Raw genomic sequence first — 25,413 nt, 5'->3', positions numbered from 1 at the left:
AACCAAAGGAGTTTTCATGTCTGATCCATTTGTCTGGTCCGGACGCTTTGATGGCGATGATGTTTGCCATCGCCGCCTATTTCAAGTGATCAATCAATCCACTGCCCCACAATTTGGCTTACTCGGCTTTGAAAGTGATGAAGGCGTGCGCCGCAATCAAGGCCGATTAGGTGCAGCAGCGGCTCCTGATTTGATCCGAAAGCAAATGGCGAGTTTCCCTGTACATCAAGCATTTAGCCTCAAAGATTTTGGCAATGTCAGCGTTGAGCATCAAGATTTAGAAGCTGCCCAAGTTCAACTTGGGGAAAAAGTGACGATGTTGATGAATCAAGGCATCACGCCCATTGTGTTAGGCGGTGGCCACGAAACAGCTTATGGCAGCTTTCAAGGCATTTTTCACCATGTGGCACAGCAGCATCCGAATGAATCCATTGGCATCATCAATTTTGATGCGCACTTTGATTTAAGAGCCGCCGATGAAAACACCTCTGGCACGCCATTTTTAAATGCCGCTCACCTATGCCAAGCGCATGATCAACCCTTTCATTATCTTGTGCTTGGCATTGCAGCCCACGCCAATACACGCGCATTGTTTAATACGGCCGATCAGCTCAATGCCACATATGTGATGGATACAGATCTTGCAGACCTCAAGCAAACACTCAACACCCTCACCACATTTGTGAATACTGTGGATCACATTTACATCACCATTGATTTAGATGTGTTTTCAAACTTCATTGCCCCTGGCGTCAGTGCGCCTGCGGTGCGCGGCATCAGCGTTGCCACATTTGAAGCCTTATTCACTCACCTCATTGACAGCGGCAAAGTGCGCTTATTGGACATTGTAGAGTGCAATCCTAACTTTGACATTGATCAGCGCACCACGAAATTGGCCGCTTTCATCGCTTACCAATTCATTCAATACCACATTCAGAAGGAGCCTTCATGAACTTGCACCTTGACTCACTCAGTACGCTCTTTTTAACAGTTTTATGCCTGCTATTGGGTTTATTTTTAAAAAATCGCCTCTCATGGCTCCAAAAATTTTGTATTCCAGCGCCCGTGATTGGCGGTTTCATCGTCAGCATCGTAATCTGGATGCTCAGAAGTTTTGAGCTCGCAACATTCTCCTTTGACACCAGCATCCAAAGCTTTTTGATGGTGGCATTTTTCACCACCGTTGGGATTGATGGCAGCTTTCGCATCCTCAAAAGTGGCGGCAAATTGCTTCTGATTTACTTATGCATCTGTTGGTTTTTGGCGCTCTTTCAAAATACGTTTGGCGTTGGCATTGCCTTATCATTGGGGGCTGATCCGATTTTAGGCGTGATGGCTGGCGCAGTCTCATTAACCGGTGGACATGGTGGCGCAGCTGCCTTTGGTGGCATGGCAGAAGGTTTAGGACACTCATCGGCGGCTGTTGCTGCCATTGCCGCGGCAACTTTTGGTTTGATTGCTGGCAGCATTTTAGGTGGACCTGTGGCACGCTTTTTAATCAAACGTCACAACGTCAAAATCGAAGCCATTGATGATGCGCAAAACCTCCCGAATGAGCCGAAAACTTTAGCAAATGCCATTAAAGAAATTGATGTGACTGCCTTTTTGAAGGTACTCGCCATCATCCTTGGCATTATGGTGGTTGGGCGCATTGCCTCTGAGCAATTCACAACATGGACAGGCTTTTCTCTGCCGAGTTATGTGGGCGCAATGATCATTGCCATCGTGGTCCGTAACCTCAATGATTCTGTGCGCATCGTGAATTTGCATCAAAAATCCATTGATTTAATCTCAGGCGTATCGCTCGGTTTATTCTTAACAATGGCGATGATGTCCCTTAAAATCTGGGAATTGAGCGACATTGCGTTACCATTACTCATCATTTTATTGCTACAAGTGACCTTTATTGTGCTCTTTGCTGTTTTCTTTGTCTTCCGAGTGCTTGGCAAAAACTATGATGCAGCTGTCATGTGTGCAGGTTTAATGGGTCATGGTTTAGGCGCAACGCCAAATGCTATGGCAAACATGACGAGCGTGTGTGACCATTACAAAGTGATCTCCACTCGCGCATTGATGATTGTGCCGTTAAGTGGTGCAGTATTAATCGACATTGTGTCGATCCCTTATCACACCTATCTCATCAACTATTTCTCATAAATGTGTGAAGTAACCAATTGATCAAACCGCCTTCGGGCGGTTTTTTTATTCTTTCACCCAAGCTTTACGCTTTAATAAAAAAATAACCGCGCCATCATTATTGCGCTCTTCTGTATAAGCGAGCACTTCAGGATATTCATACAACCAGCGGCGCACATGATTTTTCAAAATCGGCGTAAAATTCTTAGACCCTAAACCGCTGCCATGGATGATGCGCCCACACACGCCCTTAGACTGCACATAATGGCAAAATTCCGTCAATAGCTCATCTAGCCCATCCATTTTATGACCATGCAGATCTAAGCTCTCTACAATGCGATAAGTGCGCTGCTGAAGCTTTTGCACATCACGGTTGCCCTGCCCATTTTTTGAGTGCTGAATGGGCGCGGCCTCATAGGTTTCACCAATATAGAAATAATCATATTCGATCTCTTCATAATGAGGACGCACACGCACTTTGCGCTTTGGCCTCAAAGTCAATGGATCAACGCGATCACTGTAAATGCGCTTCACATCTTTCATCACGCTTGCAAACTCTGGCTCAGGTGCCATGGGCTTTTGCACAGCCGCCGCCATCTTTGCCTTCAATTCATCGCGACGAATGACGGCTTTGACCTGTTTTAATTGTTTTTGATAATCCTTTGCCATGGTGACTCTTTTGAATGAACGGAAGGTTTTACCCTATCATTGACACTGCTGCGTTTCAACGCCTGACATAAAAAAAGGGCCCTTGGCCCTTTTCATTTAATCTTTGATGCAATGAATCTTACAATTCAGCAAATGGGTCGTTCAACACGATGGTTTCAGAACGATCTGGGCCTGTAGAAATCACATCCACGGGCGCATCAATCAATTGCTCAATGCGTTTGATGTAGTTTTGCGCGTTGATTGGCAACTCTTCAAACGTTTTCACGCCCACTGTGCTTTCAGACCAACCTGGATGAGATTCATAGATCGGTTCACAACGTGCAAAGCGATCGGCACCGTATGGAGGATAATCCAACGTTTCACCATCTAAATGGTAACCTGTACAGATTTTCACTTCTTCCATGCCATCGAGTACGTCTAATTTCGTTAAGCATAAACCAGAAATACTGTTCACTTCTACAGAGCGGCGCAATACAGGTGCATCAAACCAACCACAACGACGCGCACGGCCCGTCACTGAACCAAATTCATGGCCACGTTCTGCCAAGCCATAACCCACATCATCATGCAACTCTGTTGGGAATGGACCTGAACCGACACGTGTGGTGTAAGCTTTCACAATGCCCATCACGTAATCAAAGTATAAAGGACCGACGCCCGTACCGACAGCAGCGCCACCGGCTGATGTGTTGCTTGATGTCACAAATGGATAAGTACCGTGATCGATGTCTAAGAATGTGCCTTGAGCACCTTCATACATCACACTCTTACCTTCTTTGCGTAAATCATTCAACTCTTCAGAAACATCCGTCACCATTGGCAAAATGCGTGGTGCCAATGCCATGATTTCATTGTACACAGCATCCACACTCAATGGTTCTTTGCCAAAGTAGTTTTGCAATACAAAGTTGTGGAATTCCATCACTTGAACCAATTTTTCTTTAAAACGTTCAGGATAGAAAAGATCCGCCACACGAATCGCGCGACGTGCCACTTTATCTTCATACGTCGGACCAATGCCGCGACCTGTTGTACCGATTTTGTTCACGCCCAATTTTTCTTCGCGCGCAAGGTCAATGGCAATGTGATAAGGCATCACTAAAGGACAAGCTTCTGAGATTTTCAAACGCTTATCAACATCCACACCTTTAGACAATAATTCATCCATTTCGCTTAATAAAGCAACTGGCGACAACACAACACCGTTACCGATGTAACATGTGATGTGTGGACGTAAAATACCAGATGGAATCAAGCGTAAGACTGTTTTTTCACCATTGATCACCAATGTATGACCGGCATTGTGACCGCCTTGGAAACGCGCAACTGCCGTTGCTTTTTCCGTGAGAAGATCAACAATCTTACCTTTACCTTCATCACCCCATTGAGTGCCAACGACAATGACATTCTTACCCATTTGTTTTATTCCCCGATTTCAAATTTTGAATAAAAAAAAAAGAAATGCAATTCAATGATGTTTTCGCACGCTATTTAGGCTGAAAATATTTAAAGAATTCAGAATCCGTATCGAGAATTAAGATGTCGCCATCTTGCTTAATACTCTTCTGGTACACTTCTAAACTACGATTAAATTCGTAAAACTCAGGATTGGCCGAGAACGATTTTGCATAGACTTCTGCGGCAGTGGCATCGCCTTCACCGCGTAAAATTTCCGCTTTCTTATACGCATCGGCTAAACGAATTTCGCGCTCTTTATCGGCTTTGGCAACCTTTTCAACATATGTTGCTTCACCGCGGGCACGGAACTCTTTTGCCGCACGTTCGCGTTCACTGTTCATACGATCATAAACGCTTTGCTTCACATCTTCAGGCAACTCAACGCCTTTGATGCGCATGTCAACAATCGCAATTCCGTATTGCTCACCGGTTAAACGCACATTTTTTAAGATGTCATTTTGAATGATCGAACGCGTTGTATTCCCGCTGACTTCATCAATCCCTGCCACCACATCTTGTAAATTACGATTGGCAAATTCCGCACGATAATTGTCTTGCACCACAGGGCGCAATAAATTATTCAAACGCGCAGGATTACCTTGTACACGCTCATAGAAAACTTTTGGGTCTTCAACGCGCCATTGCACAAACGTATCAACGATGAGATTTTTCTTCTCAAGGGTTAAAAAGGGTTCAGGATCGGTGTCTAAGGTTTGTAAACGACGATCAAATTTTTTGATGGTATTGATGAATGGCACTTTAAAATGCAAACCTGGCCCGATGTTATTTTGTTGCACAACACCAAACTGTAAGCGAATGGCCGTTTCCCACTGTTTGACAATGTAAATGGAGTTCGCTAATAAGAACACTGCAATAACAGCGCCAATCACGATTTGTGTAATTCTCTGATTCATGTCTTGCCCTACTCTAAATTAACGACCATCTTGGCGACTGCGAATGTTCACAGCACGCTCTGGGGTGGTATTCACGCTCGTTGCCGACTGTTTTGGCAACATGGCTTGCGGTGCAGTTTTGTTTTGAGATTCGCGAATCGTTGTGGAATCAATGTCTAATTTAATGGTTTGTTGCTGACCATTGCTCAACAACTGATCTAACGGCAACACCATCAAATTATTGCTTTGTGTATTCATCAACACTTTATTGGTGGTTTGGAAAATGTTTTCCATCGCATCTAAATACAAGCGCTGACGCATGATCACAGGGGATTTAGCATACGCGGTATTTAATAACGTAAAGCGTGCCGCCTCACCTTCTGCTTTAGCCACAACACTTTGTTTATAACCTTCCGCTTGAGCCAATTCACGTTCAACTTCACCATTGATGCGTGCTAACACATCTGTGACATAAGTGTTCGCTTGGTTGATCATGCGCTGTTCATCTTCACGTGCTTTGATGGCATCTGTAAAGGCTGCTTGCACGGATTTTGGTGCTTGCGCATCCACTAAGTTCACATTGGTGATTTTTAAGCCCACGCCATAAGAATCGAGCACTTGTTGTGCTAAGGATTTAACCTCTGCCACCAATTGTGCGCGCCCTGACGTTAAAATGGCATCTAAACTGGTTTGACCCACACGTTCACGCAAAGCACTTTCCACCACATCGCGAAGCGTGCCATCAGGATTGCTAGAGGCAAACCAATAGGCCGCAGGATCTTGACGATCAATTTCATATTGCACTTCAACGCGCACATCCACGATCGCTTCATCTTTTGTGAGCATCATGGTCTCTTTATTTGTGCCAATTGTCGCGGAGAAACGGTTCTCAACGTTGATGATGCGGTGCTCACCAATTGGGGATGGGAAGCGCCAATGCATACCAGGACCTGTGACCGATTGCTCTTTACCTAAAAAAAGCACCACGGCATTGTTACCCGTATCCACGATATAAATGCCCGTGAGCATCCATAAAATGAACACCACAAATGCACCAAAGCCCATCACTTTGCCGCTTAAATTATTGGGCATTTTGCTAGGTGATCGAGGTGCTTGATTTGGCTGATTGCCATTCCCACCATTGTTTGAAGATTTACCAAACATTTTATTTTTTAAATCTTTCAATAAAACGTCTAAATCTGGCATATCCTCTTGCTTTGGTTTTTGATCTTGACCACGTGGCGGCTCGTTAGACCCCCCCGAATTTTGACCATTTTTAGGCTCATTCCAAGCCATTTCTACAGTACTCTCTTTCATCTTTCCCTTAAATTAAAGAATTTTTAGACAAAACTTGCCATACGCTACCAATTTTTGCCATAAATTGCACCTAAAATCTCTAGTTGAGGTATTTTTGGGCATCAACATCATGCTTTAACAAGCGGTCCCACTCAGCTTTATGCATCAATAATGCCATTTCAAATTCACCTTGTTCATTCACAGACTCATTTTTAACGGCATTTAATGCAAATAGCTTAGCACGTAATCGCCCTTGTGATGGCGGGAGAACAACATTTTTCGTCACATGTTGATCTTTAAAATAATCACCAATGGCATCTTTAAGGGCTTGAATCCCTAAATCTTTTTCTGCCGAAATCCACACAGCAGACGGCTGCTGTTCATCGTTATAAATGACATGCGGCTCGACATTTTCTAATAAATCAATTTTATTGTTCACTTGAATGCGCGGCACAGCTTCTGCACCAATGTCCACCAAGACATTCGCCACCTGCTCGCTTTTAAATTCGCGCTCAGGATCACCAGCATCGATCACTTCTAATAAGAGATCAGCATCGGCTGCACTTTGTAAAGTAGAATGGAATGCGGTGACAAGCTCATGGGGCAATTTAGAGATAAAACCCACCGTATCGATCAACACCACATCGCCAATGTTTTCTAAAAAGAGTGTGCGATGCTTAGGATCAAGCGTGGCAAAGAGCTTATCTTCCACATAAGTGCCCGCATCTGTTAAACGGTTAAATAGACTCGATTTACCCGCATTCGTATAACCGACAAGCGCCACAACTGGCACGCCTAAACGATTGCGCAGTGCTTGTCCTTGCTCGCGGGTTTGTTGGACTTTTTCTAATTTCTTTTTGAGCTGCTTAATGCGTAGCCCAATCATGCGTTTATCCATCTCAAGCTGAGATTCACCGGGACCACGCAGACCCACGCTACCGCCACGCAAACTGTCTAAATGCGTCCACATGCGCACCAAACGCGAGGAAATGTGCGTCAATTGCGCAAGCTCCACCTGAAGTTTACCTTCAAAGCTTTCTGCACGCTGTGCAAATATGTCAAGGATGAGTGCCGTACGATCGACCACACGGACTTTTAAGAAACGTTCTAGGTTACGATTTTGTGAAGGAGAGAGTTCATGATTAACGATGACAACATTCGCCTCAAGCGCATTGACAGCTTCTAAAACCTCTTCAACCTTTCCTAAACCTAAGAAGTATTTTTGATTCGGCGTTGCGAGCTTGCCTTTAATCAAGGTAAGCTCGCTCACGTCCGCAGCTTTGACCAGCTCTTGGAATTCTACAATTTCTTCTGCATGGGCATCTTGTGTCTGTAGACTCACAAGAACGGCTTGATCTCCACTTCGTGTCTGACTTTCGTTTTCGAACATTTATGTCTGTATGCCGGCTAAAAAGTCAATTCTAACACGAAATTCGCTTTGGCGATTAAATTGTGATTTCTGTTTCAACTTCTTCAGAAACGGCTTCATCACCATCGAAGCTCACACGAATGCTACGTGCAGGTACGATTGTAGAAATCGCATGCTTGTAGATCATTTGGCTAACGTTCGAGCGCAATAACACCACGAATTGGTCAAAAGATTCTACTTGACCTTGGAGTTTAATACCGTTGATCAAATAAATAGAGACTGGGATTTTTTCCTTACGGAGCACATTTAAAAATGGATCCTGGAGAGATTGAGATTTTGCCATTGTTATATCCTTCACTAATATTAATTAATTTTGAGAAATTTGTTACATCTTTATTGTACTGATTCGACTATCTCCACCTAGTGACCATTATATACATAAATACTTCCCTTGCGTAATAGAAACTATAAATGTCAATCATAAAGTCACCAAATACTGCTGAACCTAGAAAGATGTTGACCAAGTGATGTGCTTTTTAATTTACATCAAAACAACTAAAAGCATAGAATCTCTTCACCCGATGGTGTCAGACGCTACACTCTCAATCATACAACTTTGTCAACAGCCTTTCATTGTCATAAAACACAATGTTATCTACTTTTACAATGAAATAGAACACAGATAGATCCATAAACAGCTCGTTTATCGATCATTGGGCCTGCACACATTGAAAAAGCGACTTTTTCAACAGCTCTCCTTTTTCGTCAAGCTGTATTGTATTTTTAGATGAATATATTGGAATCAGTCTGTATTATATCCTTTTACGAGCAGGATATAGACCTTTTTTTGTACACATTCGTATATATATATGAAACGCTACGTTCTAAAAAAGGAACAGACTAAGGAATAAGTGCGATATTTATGAGCAAAACGAAAAAACAGTACGTTTGTCATGCTTGTGGCAACGTCACCCAAAAATGGGCCGGTCAGTGTCTTGAGTGCCTAGAATGGAACACCATTGAAGAGGCGATTGTGGAAAAATCACCGCCCACTTCCGCGCGTTTATCAGGCTATGCAGGCACCGCAGGCAGTGCTGCGATTCAAACCCTCAACAATATTCAAAAAGAGGAACATCAGCGCTATGATACAGGATTAACCGAGCTAAATCGAGTCCTTGGCGGTGGCTTGGTCACAGGTTCTGTGGTGCTCATTGGCGGTGATCCTGGCATTGGTAAATCCACCATTTTATTGCAAACAATGGTGCATTTCAGTCAGCATTATGATGTGCTGTATGTGACGGGTGAAGAGTCCCCAAGCCAAATTGCCTTGCGGGCAGAGCGCTTATCCTTGGCACAAAGTGAGCTTAAGATTCTTTCTGAAACATCTGTAGAAAAGATCATCGCCACGGCAGAAGCCCTCAAGCCAAAAATCATGGTCATTGACTCCATTCAAACCATTTTTACAGAGTTTCTCACCTCTGCACCCGGCAATGTGGCACAAGTCAGAGAGAGTGCTGCCCTACTCACTCGATATGCCAAACGCACCAATACTGCCATCTTCTTAGTGGGTCATGTCACCAAAGAAGGTGCAATCGCAGGCCCTCGCGTGTTAGAGCACATGGTGGACTCTGTTTTGTACTTTGAAGGTGAAGTTGGTTCGCGTTTTCGCGTCATGCGTGCCTATAAAAACCGCTTTGGTCCTGTCAATGAGCTTGGCATCTTCGCCATGACGGATAAAGGCTTACGTGAAGTGAGCAATCCTTCTGCCATCTTTTTATCGCGCCACGATGAGCCCAGTGCCGGCAGCGTCATCATGGTGACCAAAGAGGGGACGCGCCCGCTTTTGGTTGAGATTCAAGCATTGGTGGATCAATCCTTTGGCAACTATCCGCGCCGCGTAACATTGGGGATTGAGCAAGCCCGCTTAACCATGTTGCTTGCGGTATTGCACCGCCATGCCGGCATTGCCATGAATGATCAAGATGTGTACGTCAATGCTGTAGGTGGCGTCAAAGTGACAGAAACTGCCTCAGATTTAGCCGTCATTGCCGCAACTTATTCAAGCTTTCGCAATAAAGTGATTCCGGCGGATTTAGTGATTTTTGGCGAAGTGGGTTTATCCGGTGAAATTCGCCCGATTCCGCATGGTGAAGAGCGCTTAAAAGAAGCTTTTAAACATGGATTCACCAAAGCCATTTTACCGAAAGGCAATGCCCCAAGGAAAATTCCGGAAGGCTTAAAAGTGGTCTCTGTGACGAAATTATCTGAAGTGATTGATGCACTCAATGATTTTAGCGAATAAAAAAATCCCCGCCTCAGCGGGGATGCTTTATTTACCGATACAGAAACTTGAGAAAATTTCCCCGAGCAACTCATCTGTACTGAAACGCCCTGTGATGAGCCCAATGTCATCTTGGGCAAGGCGAATCTCTTCAGCCACCAAATCAATGCTGTGACCTGCCGTCAATAAACTTTTCGCCACGGCTAAATGCGCCAAACTCTCTTTTAACGCAATCAAATGGCGTTCACGTGCACTGAATAACCCTTGCGTCGGCTGAAACTGCACGATATTGACAATCGCATCTCTTAACAGATCAACACCTTGATTCTCTTTAGCAGAGAGCGCAATCACATTGCCTGTTTGTCCGGTGGCTTTGCCCGTTAAATCCACTTTATTGCGCACATGTAAAATCGGCACATTCAATGAGGACAATAAAGGATCTTCCTCAAGGGTTTGATCACGATCATCATGAATCCATAAAATCAAATCGGCTTTTTTCATGGCTTCACGCGTGCGGCGAATACCTTCTTGCTCGATCACATCTGTGGTTTCACGAAGCCCTGCTGTATCAATGATGTGAAGTGGCAAACCATGAATCACCACATGCTCTTTTAATGTGTCACGCGTTGTGCCGGCAATGTCCGTCACAATCGCGCTCTCTTCACCCGACAATGCGTTGAGAATGCTTGATTTACCGGCATTGGGTTTACCGGCTAACACAACCGTCACGCCATCGGTGAGTAACTTACCTTGATTGGCACTCGCCAATAACGCTTGAATGTCTCCTTCTACGGCATCAAGACGCTTTAACACATTGCCATCGGTGATAAAATCAATGTCCTCTTCACTGAAATCAATGGTGGCTTCTACATAGACACGTAAGTGAATCAATGCATCATTGATGGTGCTCGTTTTGGCAGAAAATTGCCCAGAGAGCGAATTCATCGCCGCTTTTGCCTGTGCTTCACTTTGGCTCATGATTAAATCGTGGATTGCTTCGGCTTGCACCAAATCCAATTTACCATTTAAAAAGGCACGCTCTGTGAATTCACCTGCTTTCGCAGGCTCTGCCCCAAGGGCATACACACGCTTTAATAGACGATTGAGCACCACTAAGCCGCCATGACCTTGAAGCTCCACACACTCTTCACCTGTAAAAGAATTCGGCCCTTTAAAGTAGATGACCAAGCCTTCATCCATCACTTCATCATTGTCATCATAAAATTGTGTAAATGTGGCATGACGCGGCACCAATGCCTCTTTTTTGGCAATGCGTGCGCCAATGGCGTGGCTCTCTGGCCCTGAAATGCGCACAATGCCCACACCACCAATCGAGGTGCCAGATGCAATGGCTGCAATGGTTGTCTCTTTCATGATTTCCTCTTAAATTTAATCTCGCGAAATAAAAAATCTCCTACAATGTCGCCATTATAGGAGATGATCATTCAATGCATTGAAAAATTATGACATTTTCTTTTGAGCAGCTTCAATGCGACGATTGATGAGCCACTGTTGCAAGATGGTCAATAAGTTGTTCACGATCCAGTATAAAACGATCCCTGCGGCAAACCACATGAACATGAAACCAAACACCAATGGCATGAATTTCATGATTTTAGCTTGCATTGGGTCTGGTGGCGGTGGGTTAAACATTTGTTGAACAAACATCGTTGCACACATGATGATCGGTAAAATGAAGTATGGGTCCATGATCGCTAAGTCATGAATCCATAAGATCCATGGCGCTTGGCGAAGCTGAACGCTCTCTTGCAACATCCAGAACAATGAGATGAAAATTGGAATCTGAATGAGCATCGGCCAACAGCCACCCATTGGGTTCACTTTCTCTTTACGATAAAGGGCAATGGTTTCTTGGCCAATCTTTTGTTTATCTGAGCCATAAAGCTCTTTGATGCGCTGCATCTCAGGTGCTAAATGACGCATTTTTGCCATCGAGCGGTAACCTTTTTCAGACAATGGATACAAGATCAATTTTGCGGTTAAGGTTAATAAAACAATTGCCCAACCCCAGTTGCCCACAATGCCATGGAAAAATTCAAGCACCCAAAGCATCAATGCAGAAATCGGGCTGAACCAACCATAGTCAAGGGTCAATTCTAATTTAGCATTCGCTTTCTCTTCTTGACCTTTGTCATTCACATAAGTGTATTCACCAGCATCCACTAAATTCTTTTTGATTTTAGGGCCTGAGTATAAACTGTTTTTAAACTCATAAGATGCATGTGCAGGCACCACAACAGGATCTTTAGACATTAAGCGGATCATCGCCATGTCGCCCGGTAATTTTGCCACTTCCACCACATGTGCATGAGTGTTTAATGCAAGCCATGCAGAGGTGAAGTATTGTTGAATCATCGCGCCCCAACCGGCTGTACCTTCTTGCTTAATGGCAGGTGCTTTTTCAATCAATTTATCAAACGGAACTTTTTTATAGCTCTCTTCACCCATCGAGAACACAGGACCCGTATAGCTTGATGCACCCATTAAATGGCCGCTGGCTTTCGGATCTTTTTGTAACAACTGCATGTAGTTGATGCCTTGCCATACATTGTCAGTGTTGTTGTCAATTTTTTGGGTAAAGCCGATGTCATAGCTACCACGTTTAAACTCGTAAGTTTTTGTCACCACGATGCCATTGGCATCTGTGTACGTTAACGGTACGATTAAAGTGTCTTGACCTTCTTCTAAAGTATAACTGTCCGCTTGTGCGCTAAATTCTGTGCTGTGTGGGAAAGAAGCTTGACCCGATGTGCTGATTAAACCTGTTTGACTCACAAAGCGACGCTTAGGATCCGATGACAACAAAGCAAATGGCACATCTTTTTGCTCTAAGCTTTCAGAGTATTTTAATAACTTAACATCTTCGATGTCTGCACCGGTTAAAGCGATATTAATGGAAAAAACGTCTGTGGTGACAGAGATTTTTTTAGAATTCGTCATCATGCCATCTGGCACATTTGCTGAATTCAATTGTGGCACAGAGCCATCGGTGGCTTGGCCATCGAGCATTTGTGTCACGACTTGTGCACTTTGAGCCTCAGGCGGCTTCGGTGCATTGGCAAATTGCCACTTACTGAAGAGCATAAAGGCCAACAGACCAAAAATGCCCCAGAGGATTAATCGATTATTTTGCATAGTAATATCTTTAACTCAAAATTTAACAAAGAAGATGCTACGGAACAGGATCTTTACCGCCATCACAAAACGGATGACAACGGATCAATCGCTTGAATGTTAGCCAACAGCCTTTGATTGCACCATATTTTTGAATGGCTTCGATGGAATAATTTGAACACGACGGTGTGAATCGGCATTGCTGCCCCACCCATGGACTCAAAATCAGTTGATACAACTTAATTAAACCAATTAAAATCGTCTTCACAACTTTTCTATCCGCCCCCAATGCTGTTTCAAAGATTGATGCAATAGTTGTCGATTATCTAAGGAAACGTTCCCTTTGACAAGCACAACAATATCAAACCCCGTCAATTTTTCTTGCTGCAAGCGAAAAGACTCACGCACAATGCGTTTTACAAGATTTCGGTCATGCGCCTTTTTAAGCTGCTTTTTTGCAATCGCAAGCCCTAAGCGCCCTTGCCCTTTTTCGGCCTGTGCCTTTGCGAGCACAGTAAAGTAGCGATCAGAGGATCGAAATGGATGATCAAATGTGCGACTGTAATCCGCTGGCGTCAATAAACGCTGCGCTCTGGTAAAACGATAATTCATGAATTTCCCGCTAGAATGTAAAAAGGCGCTTTTAACAGCGCCTTTTTAGCAATAATCAGTGATTATGCAGATAAACTTGCACGACCGCGAGCACGACGACGGTTTAAAACTTTACGACCGTTTTTAGTTGCCATACGTGCACGAAAACCGTGGTCACGTTTTCTCTTAATTACGCTTGGTTGAAATGTACGTTTCATATTGAACCCTTAAATGTTTTGTAACGCAAAAATAAACAAAAATTTTAGCTTTTTATACCAAAAAGTCAAGTTATAGTTTAGCTTCGCTTCGTAAAAGCTCTGCTTTATCCGTTTTTTCCCAACTAAATGCCGTAGCTTTAGTCTCGATATTATCAGCATTTTGATATGTGATTTCATACGGATCACGGCCAAAATGGCCATAAGCAGCGGTTGGTTGATAGATCGGATGCAATAAATCGAGCATCTTTGTGATCGCATAAGGGCGAAGATCAAAATGTGTGCGCACTAAACGCTCAATCTCAGCTTCAGGAATTTTATTGGTTCCAAAAGTTGTGATGGAGATTGATGTTGGCTCAGCCACACCAATTGCGTAAGACACTTGAATTTCGCACTTATCTGCAAGGCCTGCTGCCACGATGTTCTTCGCAACATAACGTCCTGCATATGCTGCTGAACGGTCAACTTTGGAAGGGTCTTTTCCTGAGAAAGCGCCCCCGCCATGGCGTGCCATACCACCATATGTATCCACAATGATCTTACGGCCAGTTAAACCGCAGTCGCCCACAGGTCCGCCAATGACGAAAATGCCTGTAGGATTGATGTGGAATTTGGTTTTGTCTGTGATCCATTCATTCGGAATCACTTGCTTGATGATGAGTTCCATCACCGCTTCTTTTAAATCTTTTAAGCTGACATCCGGATTGTGTTGTGTCGATAATACAATCGCATCAATGCCTTTGATGTTGCCTTCATCATCATATTCAAATGTGATTTGGCTTTTAGCATCCGGGCGAAGCCATGGCAATAGGCCAGATTTGCGTACTTCTGATTGGCGTTGCACTAAACGGTGTGCATAAGTAATTGGCGCTGGCATCAATACATCAGTTTCATTTGATGCATAACCAAACATTAAGCCTTGGTCGCCCGCACCTTGATCTTCAGGTTTCACGCGGTCAACACCTTGAGCAATGTCTACGCTTTGCTTACCAATGATGTTTAAAATTGCGCACGTTGAACCATCAAAACCCACGCTTGAAGAGTTATAACCAATGTCATTGATGACATTGCGCACTAAATCTTCTAAGTCCACCCACGCACTTGTGGAGATCTCACCTGCGATGATCGCTGCCCCAGTTTTCACCAAGGTTTCGCATGCCACACGTGCATGAGGATCTTTTTGAATGATGGCGTCTAATACGGCATCGGAAATTTGGTCGGCAATTTTATCTGGATGTCCTTCAGACACAGATTCTGACGTAAATAAATAGCTCATATTGAATTCTCTCAAAGTAAATGGTGCGTCCGAGGATGAAACAACCTAAGACAATACATCTATTGTACTCTTGTATCCGAAACGTGTTAACCACCGAATACAACCCATATAACAAAGCCCACCCGCATGGTGGACTTCGCTATTTTATCAGCTATCGAATAAGAATCTAGGATTATTTTACTTCAACCCAGCCTTTTGCAATGGCGCGGTTCAATGCAGAGATCACCGCATCAATGGATGCACGCGCAGTATTTGCATGAATCGCCACCCCAAATAAGGTGCGTGATTCCACTTGCATTTCCACAAATGCCACCGCCTCTGCTTTTGAACCTTGGCTGCGGGCGTGTTCATGATAACTCACCACATCCACATCAATCTTAAGGGTTTCATTTAATGCATTGACTAAAGCGGCAATCGGTCCATTGCCATGACCTTTGGCATGATATTGCTGCGTGGCAGTTGTGATCACAGCACTGATCTCTGTATTACCATTTTCATCTTCCACAATGCTGATGGGCTGACCAATCACTACATTGCCTTTCGTTAAATATTCACGGTTAAATAAATCAAAGATCATCGGCGAGGTGACCTCGATGCCTTTCGCATCCGCTTCCGCTTGCACGGTTCGACTGAACTCAATTTGTAAACGACGCGGCATATTAATGCCATGATCTTCTTCCAATAAGTACGCAATGCCGCCCTTGCCCGACTGACTGTTCACACGGATCACCGCTTCATAGGAGCGACCTAAATCATGGGGATCAACGGGTAAATAAGGAATTTTCCACATTTGATCTGGCTGATTTTTCATATCCGATAAACCCTTACGAATCGCATCTTGGTGCGAGCCTGAAAACGCCGTAAACACCAATTCGCCCGCATACGGATGACGCGGATGCACTTTAATCGCCGTACAATGCTCAACCTCACGCACCACTTTATTGATTTGCGAGAAATTCAACTCAGGATCCACGCCTTGCGTATACATATTCAAGGCAACGGTGATGATGTCAACATTCCCTGTGCGCTCACCATGGCCAAATAAACAGCCTTCCACGCGATCGCCGCCTGCCATCAATGCCAATTCAGTGGCTGCAACCGCGCAACCTCTATCATTGTGCGTATGAATGCTCACAATCACGCTGTCACGGCGGCTGATGTTGCGGCAAAAATACTCGATTTGATCGGCGTACACATTCGGCGTTGCCACTTCTACTGTTGCAGGCAAGTTAAAAATGATGGGTTTTTCAGGGGTTGGATTGGCAATTTTCATCACGGCTTCACACACTTCTACCGCAAAATCCACTTCTGTGTCTGAGAAAATTTCAGGGGAATATTCAAATGTCCAATCAGTTTCTGGGTATTTTGCCGCCTCTTTAACCAATAATGAGACGCCATATTCCGCTAACGCAATGACCTCTTCTTTCGTTTTATTAAAGACAACGCGGCGAAACGTTGGGGAGGTTGCATTATAAACATGCACAATCGCTTGCTTACAGCCCTTTAATGCCTCAAATGTGCGCACAATCAAATCCTCACGCGATTGCGTCAATACTTGAATGGTGACATCTTCAGGGATGCGATTTTCTTCAATCAAACGGCGCACAAAGGTAAATTCTGTGTCAGACGCTGATGGGAATGCCACTTCAATCTCTTTAAAGCCACATTCGATCAACAAATCAAACATGCGTAATTTTTGTTCGATGTTCATTGGCTCAATCAAAGCTTGGTTGCCATCGCGTAAATCCGATGATAACCAGCGGGGGGCTTTGTCGATCACTTTGTCAGGCCAGGTGCGATCTTTCAAACGAATGGGGGCAAAAGCGGGGTATTTAGCAGAAGGTTGCGCAATCATAATGTATCCTTTTTCCTACGGTGTAATGATGAATGAATGAATGAATGAATGGTTTTGAATTGTTATGTTTTTTCTAAGTCGCACAGCATAACGCCACGCAAACCAACGGTGGTTTTTTGCATGGGTACTGTCATTTTGGATTTTAAAACTCGCTATGAACATCAATCATCTCTTCTCGTTACTGATTCAAACTCTGGCCATATACGTGGCCAACGTCAAAGGCTGCAATCGTTGCGATTACAGCAGAATAAGTCGTAGGAGAGATAAATTCACAGGATTCGTTTTCATAGAAATTAACATAAAAGGATTTGAGCCATTCGTCAAGCAATTCATCCATTTTTCTGCCAATCTTTATAGAAAAATATATATTTCAATGAGATAAACTAGAATCATTCACCCATTTATCGCCCTTACCCATCATCAGGCAATAAAAAAGCCTGACAATGTCAGGCTTTTTCGAGCTAATTAAGCATTATGCTTTCTTAGGGTTCATCACTTCTTGGAAAGTTGTGGCAGTTTCAACCACTTTTGCTTTTGCCAATACAGTTTCGATCACTTGATCTTCTAATGCGATGTTACGCACTTGTTGCATGGTTTTGTCATCTTTCTTGAAGTGTGCTTTCACTTCTTCAGGATCTTCATAAGTTGCCGCTAAGTTGTCTAAACGCGCTTCAACATATTTTTCATCTAATTTCAAATCTTGCGCTTTCACTAATTCCGCTAAGATCAAGCCTAAACGTGCACGTTTTTCAGCTTCTGTGCCAAATGCTTGTTGTGCAATTTTCATGAACTGTTCAGCTTGCTCTTGATCTTTTGGCTCTGGGAAATTAGATTGTTTTGCCATCGCTTGAATCTCAGCCATCACCAATGCTTCAGGGATGTCAAAAGGATTCGCTTCAGACAATGCAGTCATCACGTTTGTTTTCAATTGGTTGTGAAGCACGTTATTGAGTTCACGCACCATGTTTTTAGATAACTCTTCACGCAATTTAGCGATGCCGCCTTCTTCGATGCCGAAAGTTTTTGCAAACTCATCGTTCAATTCAGGCAATTGTGGGGATTGTACTTTATGTACAGTCACATCAAATTCAGCCGCTTGACCTTTTAAGTTTTCAGCAGGATAGTTTTCTGGGAATGTTACGTTGATTGTGCGAGTTTCGCCCGCTTTTACGCCCATCAATTCATCTTCAAAGCCAGGGATCATAGAGTTTGAACCCAACACTAAAGGCACATCTGTGCCTTTACCGCCTTCAAATTCTACGCCATTTGCACGGCCAACGAAGTCGATCATAATTTTGTCGCCATTGGCAGCAGCGCGATCTTCATCATTCCAAGTCGCTTGTTGCTTACGCAATGTTGTGATCATTTCTTCTAAATCAGCGTCTGTTACTTCAGCAGTTGGCTTAGCGATTTCTAATTGTGCTAAATCGTTCAATGTGATTTCTGGCATCACTTCAAATTCAACTGCAAATTTCAATTCACCTTCAACTTCAGAAGGGACAATCACAGGGTAACCTGCAGGCTTAAACTCTGCATCTTTGATGGCATCTCTGAATGTTTCGTTGATTTTTTCGTTGATGATTTCATTTTCAATTTCAGCGCCGTGCATGTTATCAACAACTTTAACTGGCACTTTACCAGGACGGAAACCATCTAAGCGGATGCGCTTAGACAATGCTTTTAAACGCTTATCTTTTTCTAAGGAAACTTCAGCTGCATCTAATGCGATTTGTACGCGACGTTTTAAACCTTCTAATACTTCAACTGCTGACATAATTTAAGCACCTAATTTTAATGTAGAAATAAAAAAAGGTGCGTATATACGCACCTTTGTCACCTGGTGCGAGAGGAGAGACTCGAACTCTCACGGTTGCCCGCTGGAACCTAAATCCAGTGCGTCTACCAATTTCGCCACTCTCGCAATGAGAAGAGAATTATACGCGCTTCTCATTTCTTGTCAATACACGCCGTTTACGTGATCAAAAATTGGTCAATATTTGATCATTTCATCAAACGGTTCGGATCTTCGATCTCATTTTGCATGCAAGCTGCGGATAACGTATTGCGAAGCAAACAGGCAATCGTCATTGGACCGACGCCACCTGGCACAGGTGTGATGAACTCAGCTTTTGGTGCGGCGGAATCAAAATCCACATCGCCCACCAATTTATTTTTGCCATCCACTTCAATGCGGTTAATGCCCACATCAATCACAGTTGCACCCTCTTTAACCCATTCACCTTTGATCAATAAAGGCTGACCGACCGCCGCAACAATGATGTCCGCCTCTTTGCACACTTCTGGTAAATTTTTCGTTCTAGAGTGCGCCACCGTAACAGTACAGTTTTCTCTCAATAACAACTGAAACATCGGTTTACCCACAATGTTTGAGCGCCCAACAATCACCGCTTTTTTACCGGTTAAATCACCCAATTTATCTTTCAGCAATAACAATGATCCTAATGGCGTGCATGGCACCAAAGAAGGCTCGCCAATCGATAAACGCCCCACATTGACAGGATGGAAGCCATCCACATCTTTTGCGGGTAAAATCGCTTGTAACACCGTTTGCTCATGAATGTGTTTTGGCAAGGGCAATTGCACCAAAATACCATGCACAGCAGGATCGGCATTGAGCGTCGCGATCAAATCCAATAATTCTGCTTGCGTTGTGCTCGCATCTTTTTTCAACGTCACAGAGTTCATGCCGCACTCTTCGGCAAATTTCTGTTTATTGCGCACATACACTTGGCTTGCAGGATCTTCACCCACTAAAATCACCGTTAATCCTGGGACTAAGCCATGCGTTGCTTTGAGTTCTGCAATTTGCTCAGTCAATTTTGCACGCAAGCCTTGAGCAAATAATTTACCATCAATAATCATTGTTCCTCCAACTGTGTCTGACAAGAATGTGTAATGTGTAATTCACGGTGTTTCACGATTAACGGATAGCGCTTGGCCACATTACGTGCCAATTGCTCCACCAAGTAAACGGATCGATGCTGACCACCGGTGCAACCAATGGCGATTGTTAAATAAGCACGCGTGCCCTGCTCAAATTTTGGCAGCCATGCATCAAAAAATTGCTCGAGATCTTTTAAGTAGGCCTGCACATCATCTCGGTCATTGAGATAATCAATCACCGCTGAATCGCGCCCGGTTTGTGGGCGAAGCGAAGGCTCCCAATGAGGATTCGTTAAGCATCTGGCATCAAACACAAAATCAGAATTCAGTGGTACGCCATTTTTAAAGCCAAAAGACTCGATTTGTATGAAGAGTTGACGGCGCTCATGCTCAGCTAACAGATGTTTTTTCAACACTGCACGCAGATCATGCACACTCAGGCTTGATGTGTCGATGTGTAAATCTGTATATTCTAACAACGGCTGAAGGAGGGAGCGCTCATATTCAATGGTATCTAACAATGAGCGATGGGTTTTATAAAAGGGATGGCGGCGGCGCGTGTCACGATAACGCTGTAAAATCGCCTCATTTGTGGCATCTAAAAAAACAAAGTCTGTCTTTTGTGGTAAATGGCGCAGCGCACGAAAGACTTCATCGGTGCGTTCTAAATCTTCTGGAAAGCCGCGGGCATCGACCACAATGGCTAAGTTTCTCTGATCGTCCTCTTCGGCAAATTTTTCCACAAAGGAGAGCACAAAACTCAGCGGTAAATTATCCACACAGAAAAAGCCTTCATCCTCAAACGTTTCAAGGGCAATGGATTTTCCTGCGCCCGACAAACCACTGATGATTACGATTTGCATATAGCCTCACTCAAAAATGAACAATGAATTTTGCGACGCGCGCATTGAACTCCGAATTTTCCACACTGTTTGCTCATTTGAATGATCATGGATATCAGTGCTCTCGGATGATGGTTGGCAATATGCCTGAGGGCTCGCACAGCGCTTGATAACGCTGACTTAGCCCTAAATGCTCGATCCAAATCACCTCGCCGGTTGCGCGGTCTTTTAGGAGCTGTATGTCATGGCGAAGCCATGGCTCTAACGCGATTTCTTGCAGAAGTTTTTTCACAGTTTGGGATCGATCTCGCCACATAGGATGAAATGAACCGCCATTTTCGCGGTTTACGAGCATTAAATCAAGCCCACGCCAAAAAGATAATGGGGGCGCATGATCACTTTTCACCCATGCCACGCGATGGTTCACCACAGGTTTAGGTTTTAAAAAGTATAACGTGTGCTCAAAAGCACGGATGCACCAATCATGCATGGCAAAGCAGCTTTCGGAAGTGGGCTTTTTCGCCACAAACATTGCAAAGCACTCATCAAATTGACGCTTTTCTAAAATCACATGGTGCAAATTGAGCCAATGGCGCAGCAAATTCTTTTGACGCAGCCGCGACAATGTTCGCATTTCTGTTAAGTCTAATTGCCCATTGGCAATGGCACGCTTACCATCCATCTCGGCAATTTCTAACAATAATGCGTCGCTCTCTTGAATGAGCTCAGCACTTCTTGCAAAGGTCTGTTCATAATGGGGGAAAAACTCCGCCACTTTTGGAAAAATACCATTACGGATTTGGTTGCGCGCCTCTTCCACACCATGATTGGTGTAATCTTCCATCCATGCGATGCCAAGGCGTTTACCGGTTTGATAGAGCGTAGATTTTGAGATGCTTAACAAAGGACGCAACACTTCTAATGCATGATCACCAAAGTGCAAAGTGGTCATCGCACGCATGCCGCCTAAACCTAAAGTGCCTGAACCCCGAAGCAAGCGATACATCACTGTTTCGGCTTGATCCGAGCGATGATGCGCCACCAACAACAAAGCCTTACCGCCCTGCGCTGCCATTGTTTTGGCAAATTGGATGTAACGGGCTTCACGTCCACAGGCTTCTGCACCCTTTTGATCAATGTCGATCACCACATCATAATTGATGAAATCTATGCCATAATGTTTGGCTTTATCACGGGCAAAGTTCGCCCAAATGATGGAGTCTTCCCCATGCCATTGATGATTGACATGAATCGCCGTAATTGGTGGCAAATTCGCACGGTAAGTGTGGAGCCAATGGAGCAGCATGTTTGAATCAATCCCCGCACTTAAACCGATGTAGAGGTGATCATACTCATTAAGCGTGGCATGATATTTTTGAAAAATTTCCTCGTACCAATCAGGGATCATAGCTCCGCCCCAATGTTTAAGTGAAAACGCACAGTATCACCAAATTCACGGTTAAAGCCGTGGGCAATGTCAAACTTCACCACGCCAATTTGTGAATACCAACGGGCACCGACACCTGCGCCCACTTTCCAATTCGGTTTAGGGCCATTAAACGCATCCCCAGCATCCACAAAAGTGACGCCTGCCCACTCTTTCGTGAAGCGATGTTCGTATTCAAAACTTGCCACCACCAATTTTTTACCGCCATAAATCTCATTGTTGCGGTAACCTTTTTCACCGATGCCATTGTAACGATAACCGCGCACGGAGTTATCACCACCGGTTTGGAACAGTAGCGCTGGCGGCATGTTGTATAAGTCTTCACTCGGTACAAAGGTATGCCCGATTTGTCCACGTAAAATGATACGATCATTCTGGAAGCCCGGAATCGGGATCACCGCCGTGCCTTCGGCCTTCACTTGAATAAAGTTCACATCAGAAGCAATCTGTTTTGCGGCCCCACGCACCATCACAGAACCTTTCAATACCCACGCAGTGAACCAAGGGTTTTCAATGTTTTGCCATGTAAAGGTGGCGCTTGGCACGATCATTTTAGTGTGGCGACGCACACCATCGGGCGTTCTAAAGCGGTCATTGCGGTAATCTAATGCATAAACTTGTTTTAAATTATCTTTTTGGTGTGTGCTCGATGCACCAATGACAAAAGCGGTGTAATCACGGTATTTGGTGTCTTCATAATCATAACGCACATAAAAATCATAAAAGCTGGTGGCCGGTCGTTTACCCGGTACAGTATACACCCAGACAGCGCGGCGTTGCTTTTGGGCTAAGAGTAAATCCACTGTCATTTTGTGACCCATCGGATTTAAATAACGCCAAGTGCCCAACCCTGAAATTCTCGCACCAATGTCCGTGCTGTAACCTAAACCCACGCTAAATACGCGGCGCTTTTTCGGTGTCACTTTAATGTCTAACGGCACACTGCGGTTGGCATGGTCAATCGTTGGGGTGATCACCACCTCTTCAAAATAGTCAGAGGCATCTAGATCTTGTTGTAACTCTAAAGTACGCGTATCTGAAAATTCCGTCTCTTCATTCATCATCACATAACGGCGCAAGAGGTCTTCAGAAAAATAATCGCTCTGAAACGTCACTTCCCCAAAGTGATAACGGCGTCCTGTATCCATCGCTAAATGCACAAGACTTTTATAAGTGTCTAAATTGACAATGATTTGATGCACCGGAAAATCCACCTCAAAATAACCCATCGACAAAGCGCGGTTATAAAGGGTGCTTTTCATCTTCTCGTAGCTCACCTGATTTAAAGGTGCACCTAAACGCAAGTCGCTCTCTTGAATGATGGTTTTAAAGATTTTTTTGCGGCGCCCCTCACCTTCAAGCTCAAAGATCAGATCATTAATCTTAATGGGATCTTCAGGGTTAATTTGATAAGTTGCAACCCATGTATCGCCCTCTTTCGTGAGGTTTGTTTTAATCTTTGGGCGATAAAAACCATAAGGTTCAAGAGCCTGTTGAATCTCCGCGGGGGCTTGCTCGTTCAGCCACTCGACGCGTAAAGCAGGCGGCGCTTCTCGGTTCTGATATTCATAAATGCTCAGAGCATTTTGCACGTTTGTTAAGGCGGTTTTGTGCCCGTCTAAGCCTTCGATGCGAACAGTCAATTTGTCCGCATGCGCTAAACCTAACGTCAACAAAATGGCGATGCACGGGAAGTATACTCTCATCCTAATTCGTTCATTGTATGATTAAGAGCGGTAATTATAACAAAGTCACAGATTTTATTTGTTATAATCACCCATTATTTTAATTTACAGATTTTAGGTATGATGAGTCAACAGAACATTGCGCCCGTGCTCGAGGTACAGAACTTACATAAGTCCTTTGGTGAACTTGAAATTCTCAAGGGCATCTCTCTATCCTTGTATAAGGGAGAAGTCATCTCTCTTTTAGGTTCTTCGGGCTCTGGCAAAAGTACTTTTTTGCGCTGTTTGAACTTATTAGAAAACCCAAATGCTGGCACCATTGCCCTCAATCAAGAAGTGCTTGAATTAAAAGCAAGCCCTAAAGGATTGGTGGCAAAAAACCAAAAACAACTCCAAAAATATCGCAGCAAAGTGGGCATGGTGTTCCAAAGCTTTAACTTATGGGCGCACATGACGGTGCTTGAAAATGTGATTGAAGCGCCCGTCCATGTTCTTGGCATCCCGAAAAAAGAGGCGATTGCCACCGCAGAAAAACTCTTAGACAAAGTGGGCTTATTAGATAAAAAAGATGTCTACCCAAGCAGTTTATCAGGCGGTCAGCAGCAGCGCGTTGCCATTGCACGCACCCTTGCCATGAATCCTGAAGTGATCTTATTTGATGAACCGACCTCTGCCCTTGATCCTGAATTGGTGCAAGAAGTCTTAAAAGTGATTCAAGAGCTCGCAGCTGACGGCATGACCATGATCATTGTGACGCATGAAATGGACTTTGCACGCAATGTATCAGATCAAATCCTCTTTTTCCATCAAGGCATCATCGAAGAGAGTGGCGAGCCTGAAGTCATGTTCACCAATCCCACCTCCGAACGCTTTAAGCAATTCATTAATCATGTAAAATAGCTGAGTCTCCTCACTCAACACTCATAATTAAAAGGTGATCAAATGCATAAGAAAGGTTTTACCCTGATTGAACTGATGATTGTTGTGGCCATCATTGGCATCATTGCCATGTTTGCTGTGCCAAGTTATCAAAATGCCCAACGCAAAACAAAAATTGCCGAAGGCATTGCAGCATTGACAGCGGCGCAATCCCAGATTGAAAAAACACGTCTTGAAAAACGCAAAACTTATAATGAGATCACCTTAGCTGATGCAAATATTGCCAATACAGTCAAGCATGGCAGCACAACCATCTATCAACTTGCCTACAATCATGATGCCGGCAAACAATACACCTTAACGGCAACGGCGCAAGGCAATTGGTTAAAAGCGACGGATCCATGCAAAACGATTGAGCTTAAAAGCAGCGGTGAAATTACGCCCTCAGAGTGCCAAAAATAATCGCATAATTTACCTCTCCC

Annotated in this window: 23 protein-coding genes and 1 tRNA gene; 5 read left to right on the top strand and 19 right to left on the bottom strand. The window is 44.1% G+C overall.

Annotation, left to right across the window (positions count from 1 at the left end; genetic code table 11):
• The first annotated feature begins 16 nt into the window (after positions 1 to 16).
• Entirely contained in the window at positions 17 to 952 is a 936-nt protein-coding gene (gene hutG / locus B143_RS0100525; protein ID WP_018121740.1) for a formimidoylglutamase, read from the top strand.
• Positions 949 to 2,157 carry a sodium/glutamate symporter gene (gene gltS / locus B143_RS0100520; RefSeq protein WP_018121739.1) on the top strand — a complete coding sequence of 403 codons (1,209 nt, stop codon included), beginning with the start codon at positions 949 to 951 and terminating at the stop codon, positions 2,155 to 2,157. The genes hutG and gltS overlap by 4 nt, the downstream gene beginning before the upstream one ends.
• 45 nt (positions 2,158 to 2,202) lie before the next feature.
• On the opposite strand, the gene B143_RS0100515 is transcribed toward gltS, so the two are convergent.
• The 6 genes from B143_RS0100515 to hfq all read right to left on the bottom strand — a co-directional run bounded on the left by B143_RS0100515 (position 2,203) and on the right by hfq (position 8,164).
• Positions 2,203 to 2,805, bottom strand: a complete 603-nt coding sequence (locus tag B143_RS0100515) for a Smr/MutS family protein (protein ID WP_018121738.1) — start codon at positions 2,803 to 2,805, stop codon at positions 2,203 to 2,205.
• A 118-nt stretch (positions 2,806 to 2,923) separates the two neighbouring features.
• Positions 2,924 to 4,222 carry an adenylosuccinate synthase gene (locus B143_RS0100510; protein WP_008316525.1) on the bottom strand — a complete coding sequence of 433 codons (1,299 nt, stop codon included), beginning with the start codon at positions 4,220 to 4,222 and terminating at the stop codon, positions 2,924 to 2,926.
• 70 nt (positions 4,223 to 4,292) lie between these two features.
• Positions 4,293 to 5,177, bottom strand: a complete 885-nt coding sequence (gene hflC / locus B143_RS0100505) for a protease modulator HflC (protein WP_018121737.1) — start codon at positions 5,175 to 5,177, stop codon at positions 4,293 to 4,295.
• An 18-nt stretch (positions 5,178 to 5,195) separates the two neighbouring features.
• Complete coding sequence (gene hflK, locus B143_RS0100500; RefSeq protein WP_008316522.1) at positions 5,196 to 6,473, bottom strand: FtsH protease activity modulator HflK; 1,278 nt, start codon at positions 6,471 to 6,473, stop codon at positions 5,196 to 5,198.
• A 79-nt stretch (positions 6,474 to 6,552) separates the two neighbouring features.
• Entirely contained in the window at positions 6,553 to 7,842 is a 1,290-nt protein-coding gene (hflX, locus tag B143_RS0100495; protein ID WP_026165642.1) for a ribosome rescue GTPase HflX, read from the bottom strand.
• A gap of 55 nt (positions 7,843 to 7,897) precedes the next feature.
• Entirely contained in the window at positions 7,898 to 8,164 is a 267-nt protein-coding gene (hfq, locus tag B143_RS0100490; protein WP_008316518.1) for an RNA chaperone Hfq, read from the bottom strand.
• A 579-nt stretch (positions 8,165 to 8,743) separates the two neighbouring features.
• On the opposite strand from hfq, the gene radA reads away from it, so the two are divergent.
• Positions 8,744 to 10,123, top strand: coding sequence for a DNA repair protein RadA (gene radA / locus B143_RS0100485; RefSeq protein WP_018121735.1), 1,380 nt, complete (start codon positions 8,744 to 8,746; stop codon positions 10,121 to 10,123).
• Between the two features lie 27 nt (positions 10,124 to 10,150).
• Here radA and mnmE read toward each other — a convergent pair whose 3' ends face one another.
• The 13 genes from mnmE to B143_RS0100425 form a co-directional block, all read right to left on the bottom strand.
• A complete protein-coding gene (mnmE, locus tag B143_RS0100480; RefSeq protein ID WP_018121734.1) occupies positions 10,151 to 11,476 on the bottom strand; it encodes a tRNA uridine-5-carboxymethylaminomethyl(34) synthesis GTPase MnmE in 1,326 nt (441 codons plus the stop codon).
• A gap of 87 nt (positions 11,477 to 11,563) precedes the next feature.
• A complete protein-coding gene (gene yidC, locus B143_RS0100475; protein ID WP_018121733.1) occupies positions 11,564 to 13,258 on the bottom strand; it encodes a membrane protein insertase YidC in 1,695 nt (564 codons plus the stop codon).
• Positions 13,259 to 13,295: 37 nt separating this feature from the next.
• Positions 13,296 to 13,505 carry a membrane protein insertion efficiency factor YidD gene (gene yidD / locus B143_RS0100470; protein ID WP_008316510.1) on the bottom strand — a complete coding sequence of 70 codons (210 nt, stop codon included), beginning with the start codon at positions 13,503 to 13,505 and terminating at the stop codon, positions 13,296 to 13,298.
• On the bottom strand, positions 13,502 to 13,849 hold the full coding sequence (gene rnpA / locus B143_RS0100465) for a ribonuclease P protein component (protein ID WP_018121732.1): 348 nt from the start codon (positions 13,847 to 13,849) through the stop codon (positions 13,502 to 13,504). Before rnpA ends, yidD begins: the two co-directional genes overlap by 4 nt.
• A gap of 62 nt (positions 13,850 to 13,911) precedes the next feature.
• Positions 13,912 to 14,046 carry a 50S ribosomal protein L34 gene (rpmH, locus tag B143_RS09825; protein WP_081600433.1) on the bottom strand — a complete coding sequence of 45 codons (135 nt, stop codon included), beginning with the start codon at positions 14,044 to 14,046 and terminating at the stop codon, positions 13,912 to 13,914.
• A 70-nt stretch (positions 14,047 to 14,116) separates the two neighbouring features.
• Positions 14,117 to 15,319: a methionine adenosyltransferase gene (metK, locus tag B143_RS0100460; protein WP_008316506.1), complete on the bottom strand. Its 1,203-nt coding sequence runs from the start codon at positions 15,317 to 15,319 to the stop codon at positions 14,117 to 14,119.
• A gap of 172 nt (positions 15,320 to 15,491) precedes the next feature.
• A complete protein-coding gene (leuA, locus tag B143_RS0100455) occupies positions 15,492 to 17,174 on the bottom strand; it encodes a 2-isopropylmalate synthase (RefSeq protein ID WP_008316504.1) in 1,683 nt (560 codons plus the stop codon).
• A 472-nt stretch (positions 17,175 to 17,646) separates the two neighbouring features.
• Positions 17,647 to 18,948, bottom strand: a complete 1,302-nt coding sequence (tig, locus tag B143_RS0100450; RefSeq protein ID WP_018121731.1) for a trigger factor — start codon at positions 18,946 to 18,948, stop codon at positions 17,647 to 17,649.
• Between the two features lie 64 nt (positions 18,949 to 19,012).
• Positions 19,013 to 19,095 (bottom strand) — tRNA-Leu (locus B143_RS0100445).
• Positions 19,096 to 19,175: 80 nt separating this feature from the next.
• Positions 19,176 to 20,057, bottom strand: coding sequence for a bifunctional methylenetetrahydrofolate dehydrogenase/methenyltetrahydrofolate cyclohydrolase FolD (gene folD / locus B143_RS0100440; protein ID WP_018121730.1), 882 nt, complete (start codon positions 20,055 to 20,057; stop codon positions 19,176 to 19,178).
• Entirely contained in the window at positions 20,054 to 20,941 is an 888-nt protein-coding gene (gene rapZ / locus B143_RS0100435; protein ID WP_018121729.1) for an RNase adapter RapZ, read from the bottom strand. Before rapZ ends, folD begins: the two co-directional genes overlap by 4 nt.
• A gap of 94 nt (positions 20,942 to 21,035) precedes the next feature.
• Complete coding sequence (gene tilS, locus B143_RS0100430; protein WP_018121728.1) at positions 21,036 to 22,328, bottom strand: tRNA lysidine(34) synthetase TilS; 1,293 nt, start codon at positions 22,326 to 22,328, stop codon at positions 21,036 to 21,038.
• Positions 22,325 to 24,073, bottom strand: a complete 1,749-nt coding sequence (locus tag B143_RS0100425) for an autotransporter assembly complex protein TamA (RefSeq protein WP_038195600.1) — start codon at positions 24,071 to 24,073, stop codon at positions 22,325 to 22,327. The genes tilS and B143_RS0100425 overlap by 4 nt, the downstream gene beginning before the upstream one ends.
• Before the next feature lie 99 nt (positions 24,074 to 24,172).
• Between B143_RS0100425 and B143_RS0100420 the strand changes: the two genes are divergently transcribed.
• A complete protein-coding gene (locus B143_RS0100420) occupies positions 24,173 to 24,952 on the top strand; it encodes an ABC transporter ATP-binding protein (RefSeq protein WP_008316495.1) in 780 nt (259 codons plus the stop codon).
• 42 nt (positions 24,953 to 24,994) lie between these two features.
• Positions 24,995 to 25,393 carry a type IV pilin protein gene (locus tag B143_RS0100415; RefSeq protein WP_018121726.1) on the top strand — a complete coding sequence of 133 codons (399 nt, stop codon included), beginning with the start codon at positions 24,995 to 24,997 and terminating at the stop codon, positions 25,391 to 25,393.
• Positions 25,394 to 25,413 lie beyond the last annotated feature (20 nt).

This window comes from Wohlfahrtiimonas chitiniclastica DSM 18708 (genome assembly GCF_000375345.1).
GTDB lineage: Bacteria > Pseudomonadota > Gammaproteobacteria > Cardiobacteriales > Wohlfahrtiimonadaceae > Wohlfahrtiimonas > Wohlfahrtiimonas chitiniclastica.
Note: the sequence above shows the minus strand (reverse complement) of the source record. Positions and strands in the feature narration are given on the sequence as shown.

Coding starts and splice junctions, on each gene's coding strand:
- hutG (WP_018121740.1), top strand. CDS start 17: ATGTCTGATCCATTTGTCTGGTCCGGACGCTTTGATGGCGATGATGTT.
- gltS (WP_018121739.1), top strand. CDS start 949: ATGAACTTGCACCTTGACTCACTCAGTACGCTCTTTTTAACAGTTTTA.
- B143_RS0100515 (WP_018121738.1), bottom strand. CDS start 2,805: ATGGCAAAGGATTATCAAAAACAATTAAAACAGGTCAAAGCCGTCATT.
- B143_RS0100510 (WP_008316525.1), bottom strand. CDS start 4,222: ATGGGTAAGAATGTCATTGTCGTTGGCACTCAATGGGGTGATGAAGGT.
- hflC (WP_018121737.1), bottom strand. CDS start 5,177: ATGAATCAGAGAATTACACAAATCGTGATTGGCGCTGTTATTGCAGTG.
- hflK (WP_008316522.1), bottom strand. CDS start 6,473: ATGAAAGAGAGTACTGTAGAAATGGCTTGGAATGAGCCTAAAAATGGT.
- hflX (WP_026165642.1), bottom strand. CDS start 7,842: ATGTTCGAAAACGAAAGTCAGACACGAAGTGGAGATCAAGCCGTTCTT.
- hfq (WP_008316518.1), bottom strand. CDS start 8,164: ATGGCAAAATCTCAATCTCTCCAGGATCCATTTTTAAATGTGCTCCGT.
- radA (WP_018121735.1), top strand. CDS start 8,744: ATGAGCAAAACGAAAAAACAGTACGTTTGTCATGCTTGTGGCAACGTC.
- mnmE (WP_018121734.1), bottom strand. CDS start 11,476: ATGAAAGAGACAACCATTGCAGCCATTGCATCTGGCACCTCGATTGGT.
- yidC (WP_018121733.1), bottom strand. CDS start 13,258: ATGCAAAATAATCGATTAATCCTCTGGGGCATTTTTGGTCTGTTGGCC.
- rnpA (WP_018121732.1), bottom strand. CDS start 13,849: ATGAATTATCGTTTTACCAGAGCGCAGCGTTTATTGACGCCAGCGGAT.
- rpmH (WP_081600433.1), bottom strand. CDS start 14,046: ATGAAACGTACATTTCAACCAAGCGTAATTAAGAGAAAACGTGACCAC.
- metK (WP_008316506.1), bottom strand. CDS start 15,319: ATGAGCTATTTATTTACGTCAGAATCTGTGTCTGAAGGACATCCAGAT.
- leuA (WP_008316504.1), bottom strand. CDS start 17,174: ATGATTGCGCAACCTTCTGCTAAATACCCCGCTTTTGCCCCCATTCGT.
- tig (WP_018121731.1), bottom strand. CDS start 18,948: ATGTCAGCAGTTGAAGTATTAGAAGGTTTAAAACGTCGCGTACAAATC.
- folD (WP_018121730.1), bottom strand. CDS start 20,057: ATGATTATTGATGGTAAATTATTTGCTCAAGGCTTGCGTGCAAAATTG.
- rapZ (WP_018121729.1), bottom strand. CDS start 20,941: ATGCAAATCGTAATCATCAGTGGTTTGTCGGGCGCAGGAAAATCCATT.
- tilS (WP_018121728.1), bottom strand. CDS start 22,328: ATGATCCCTGATTGGTACGAGGAAATTTTTCAAAAATATCATGCCACG.
- B143_RS0100425 (WP_038195600.1), bottom strand. CDS start 24,073: ATGAGAGTATACTTCCCGTGCATCGCCATTTTGTTGACGTTAGGTTTA.
- B143_RS0100420 (WP_008316495.1), top strand. CDS start 24,173: ATGATGAGTCAACAGAACATTGCGCCCGTGCTCGAGGTACAGAACTTA.
- B143_RS0100415 (WP_018121726.1), top strand. CDS start 24,995: ATGCATAAGAAAGGTTTTACCCTGATTGAACTGATGATTGTTGTGGCC.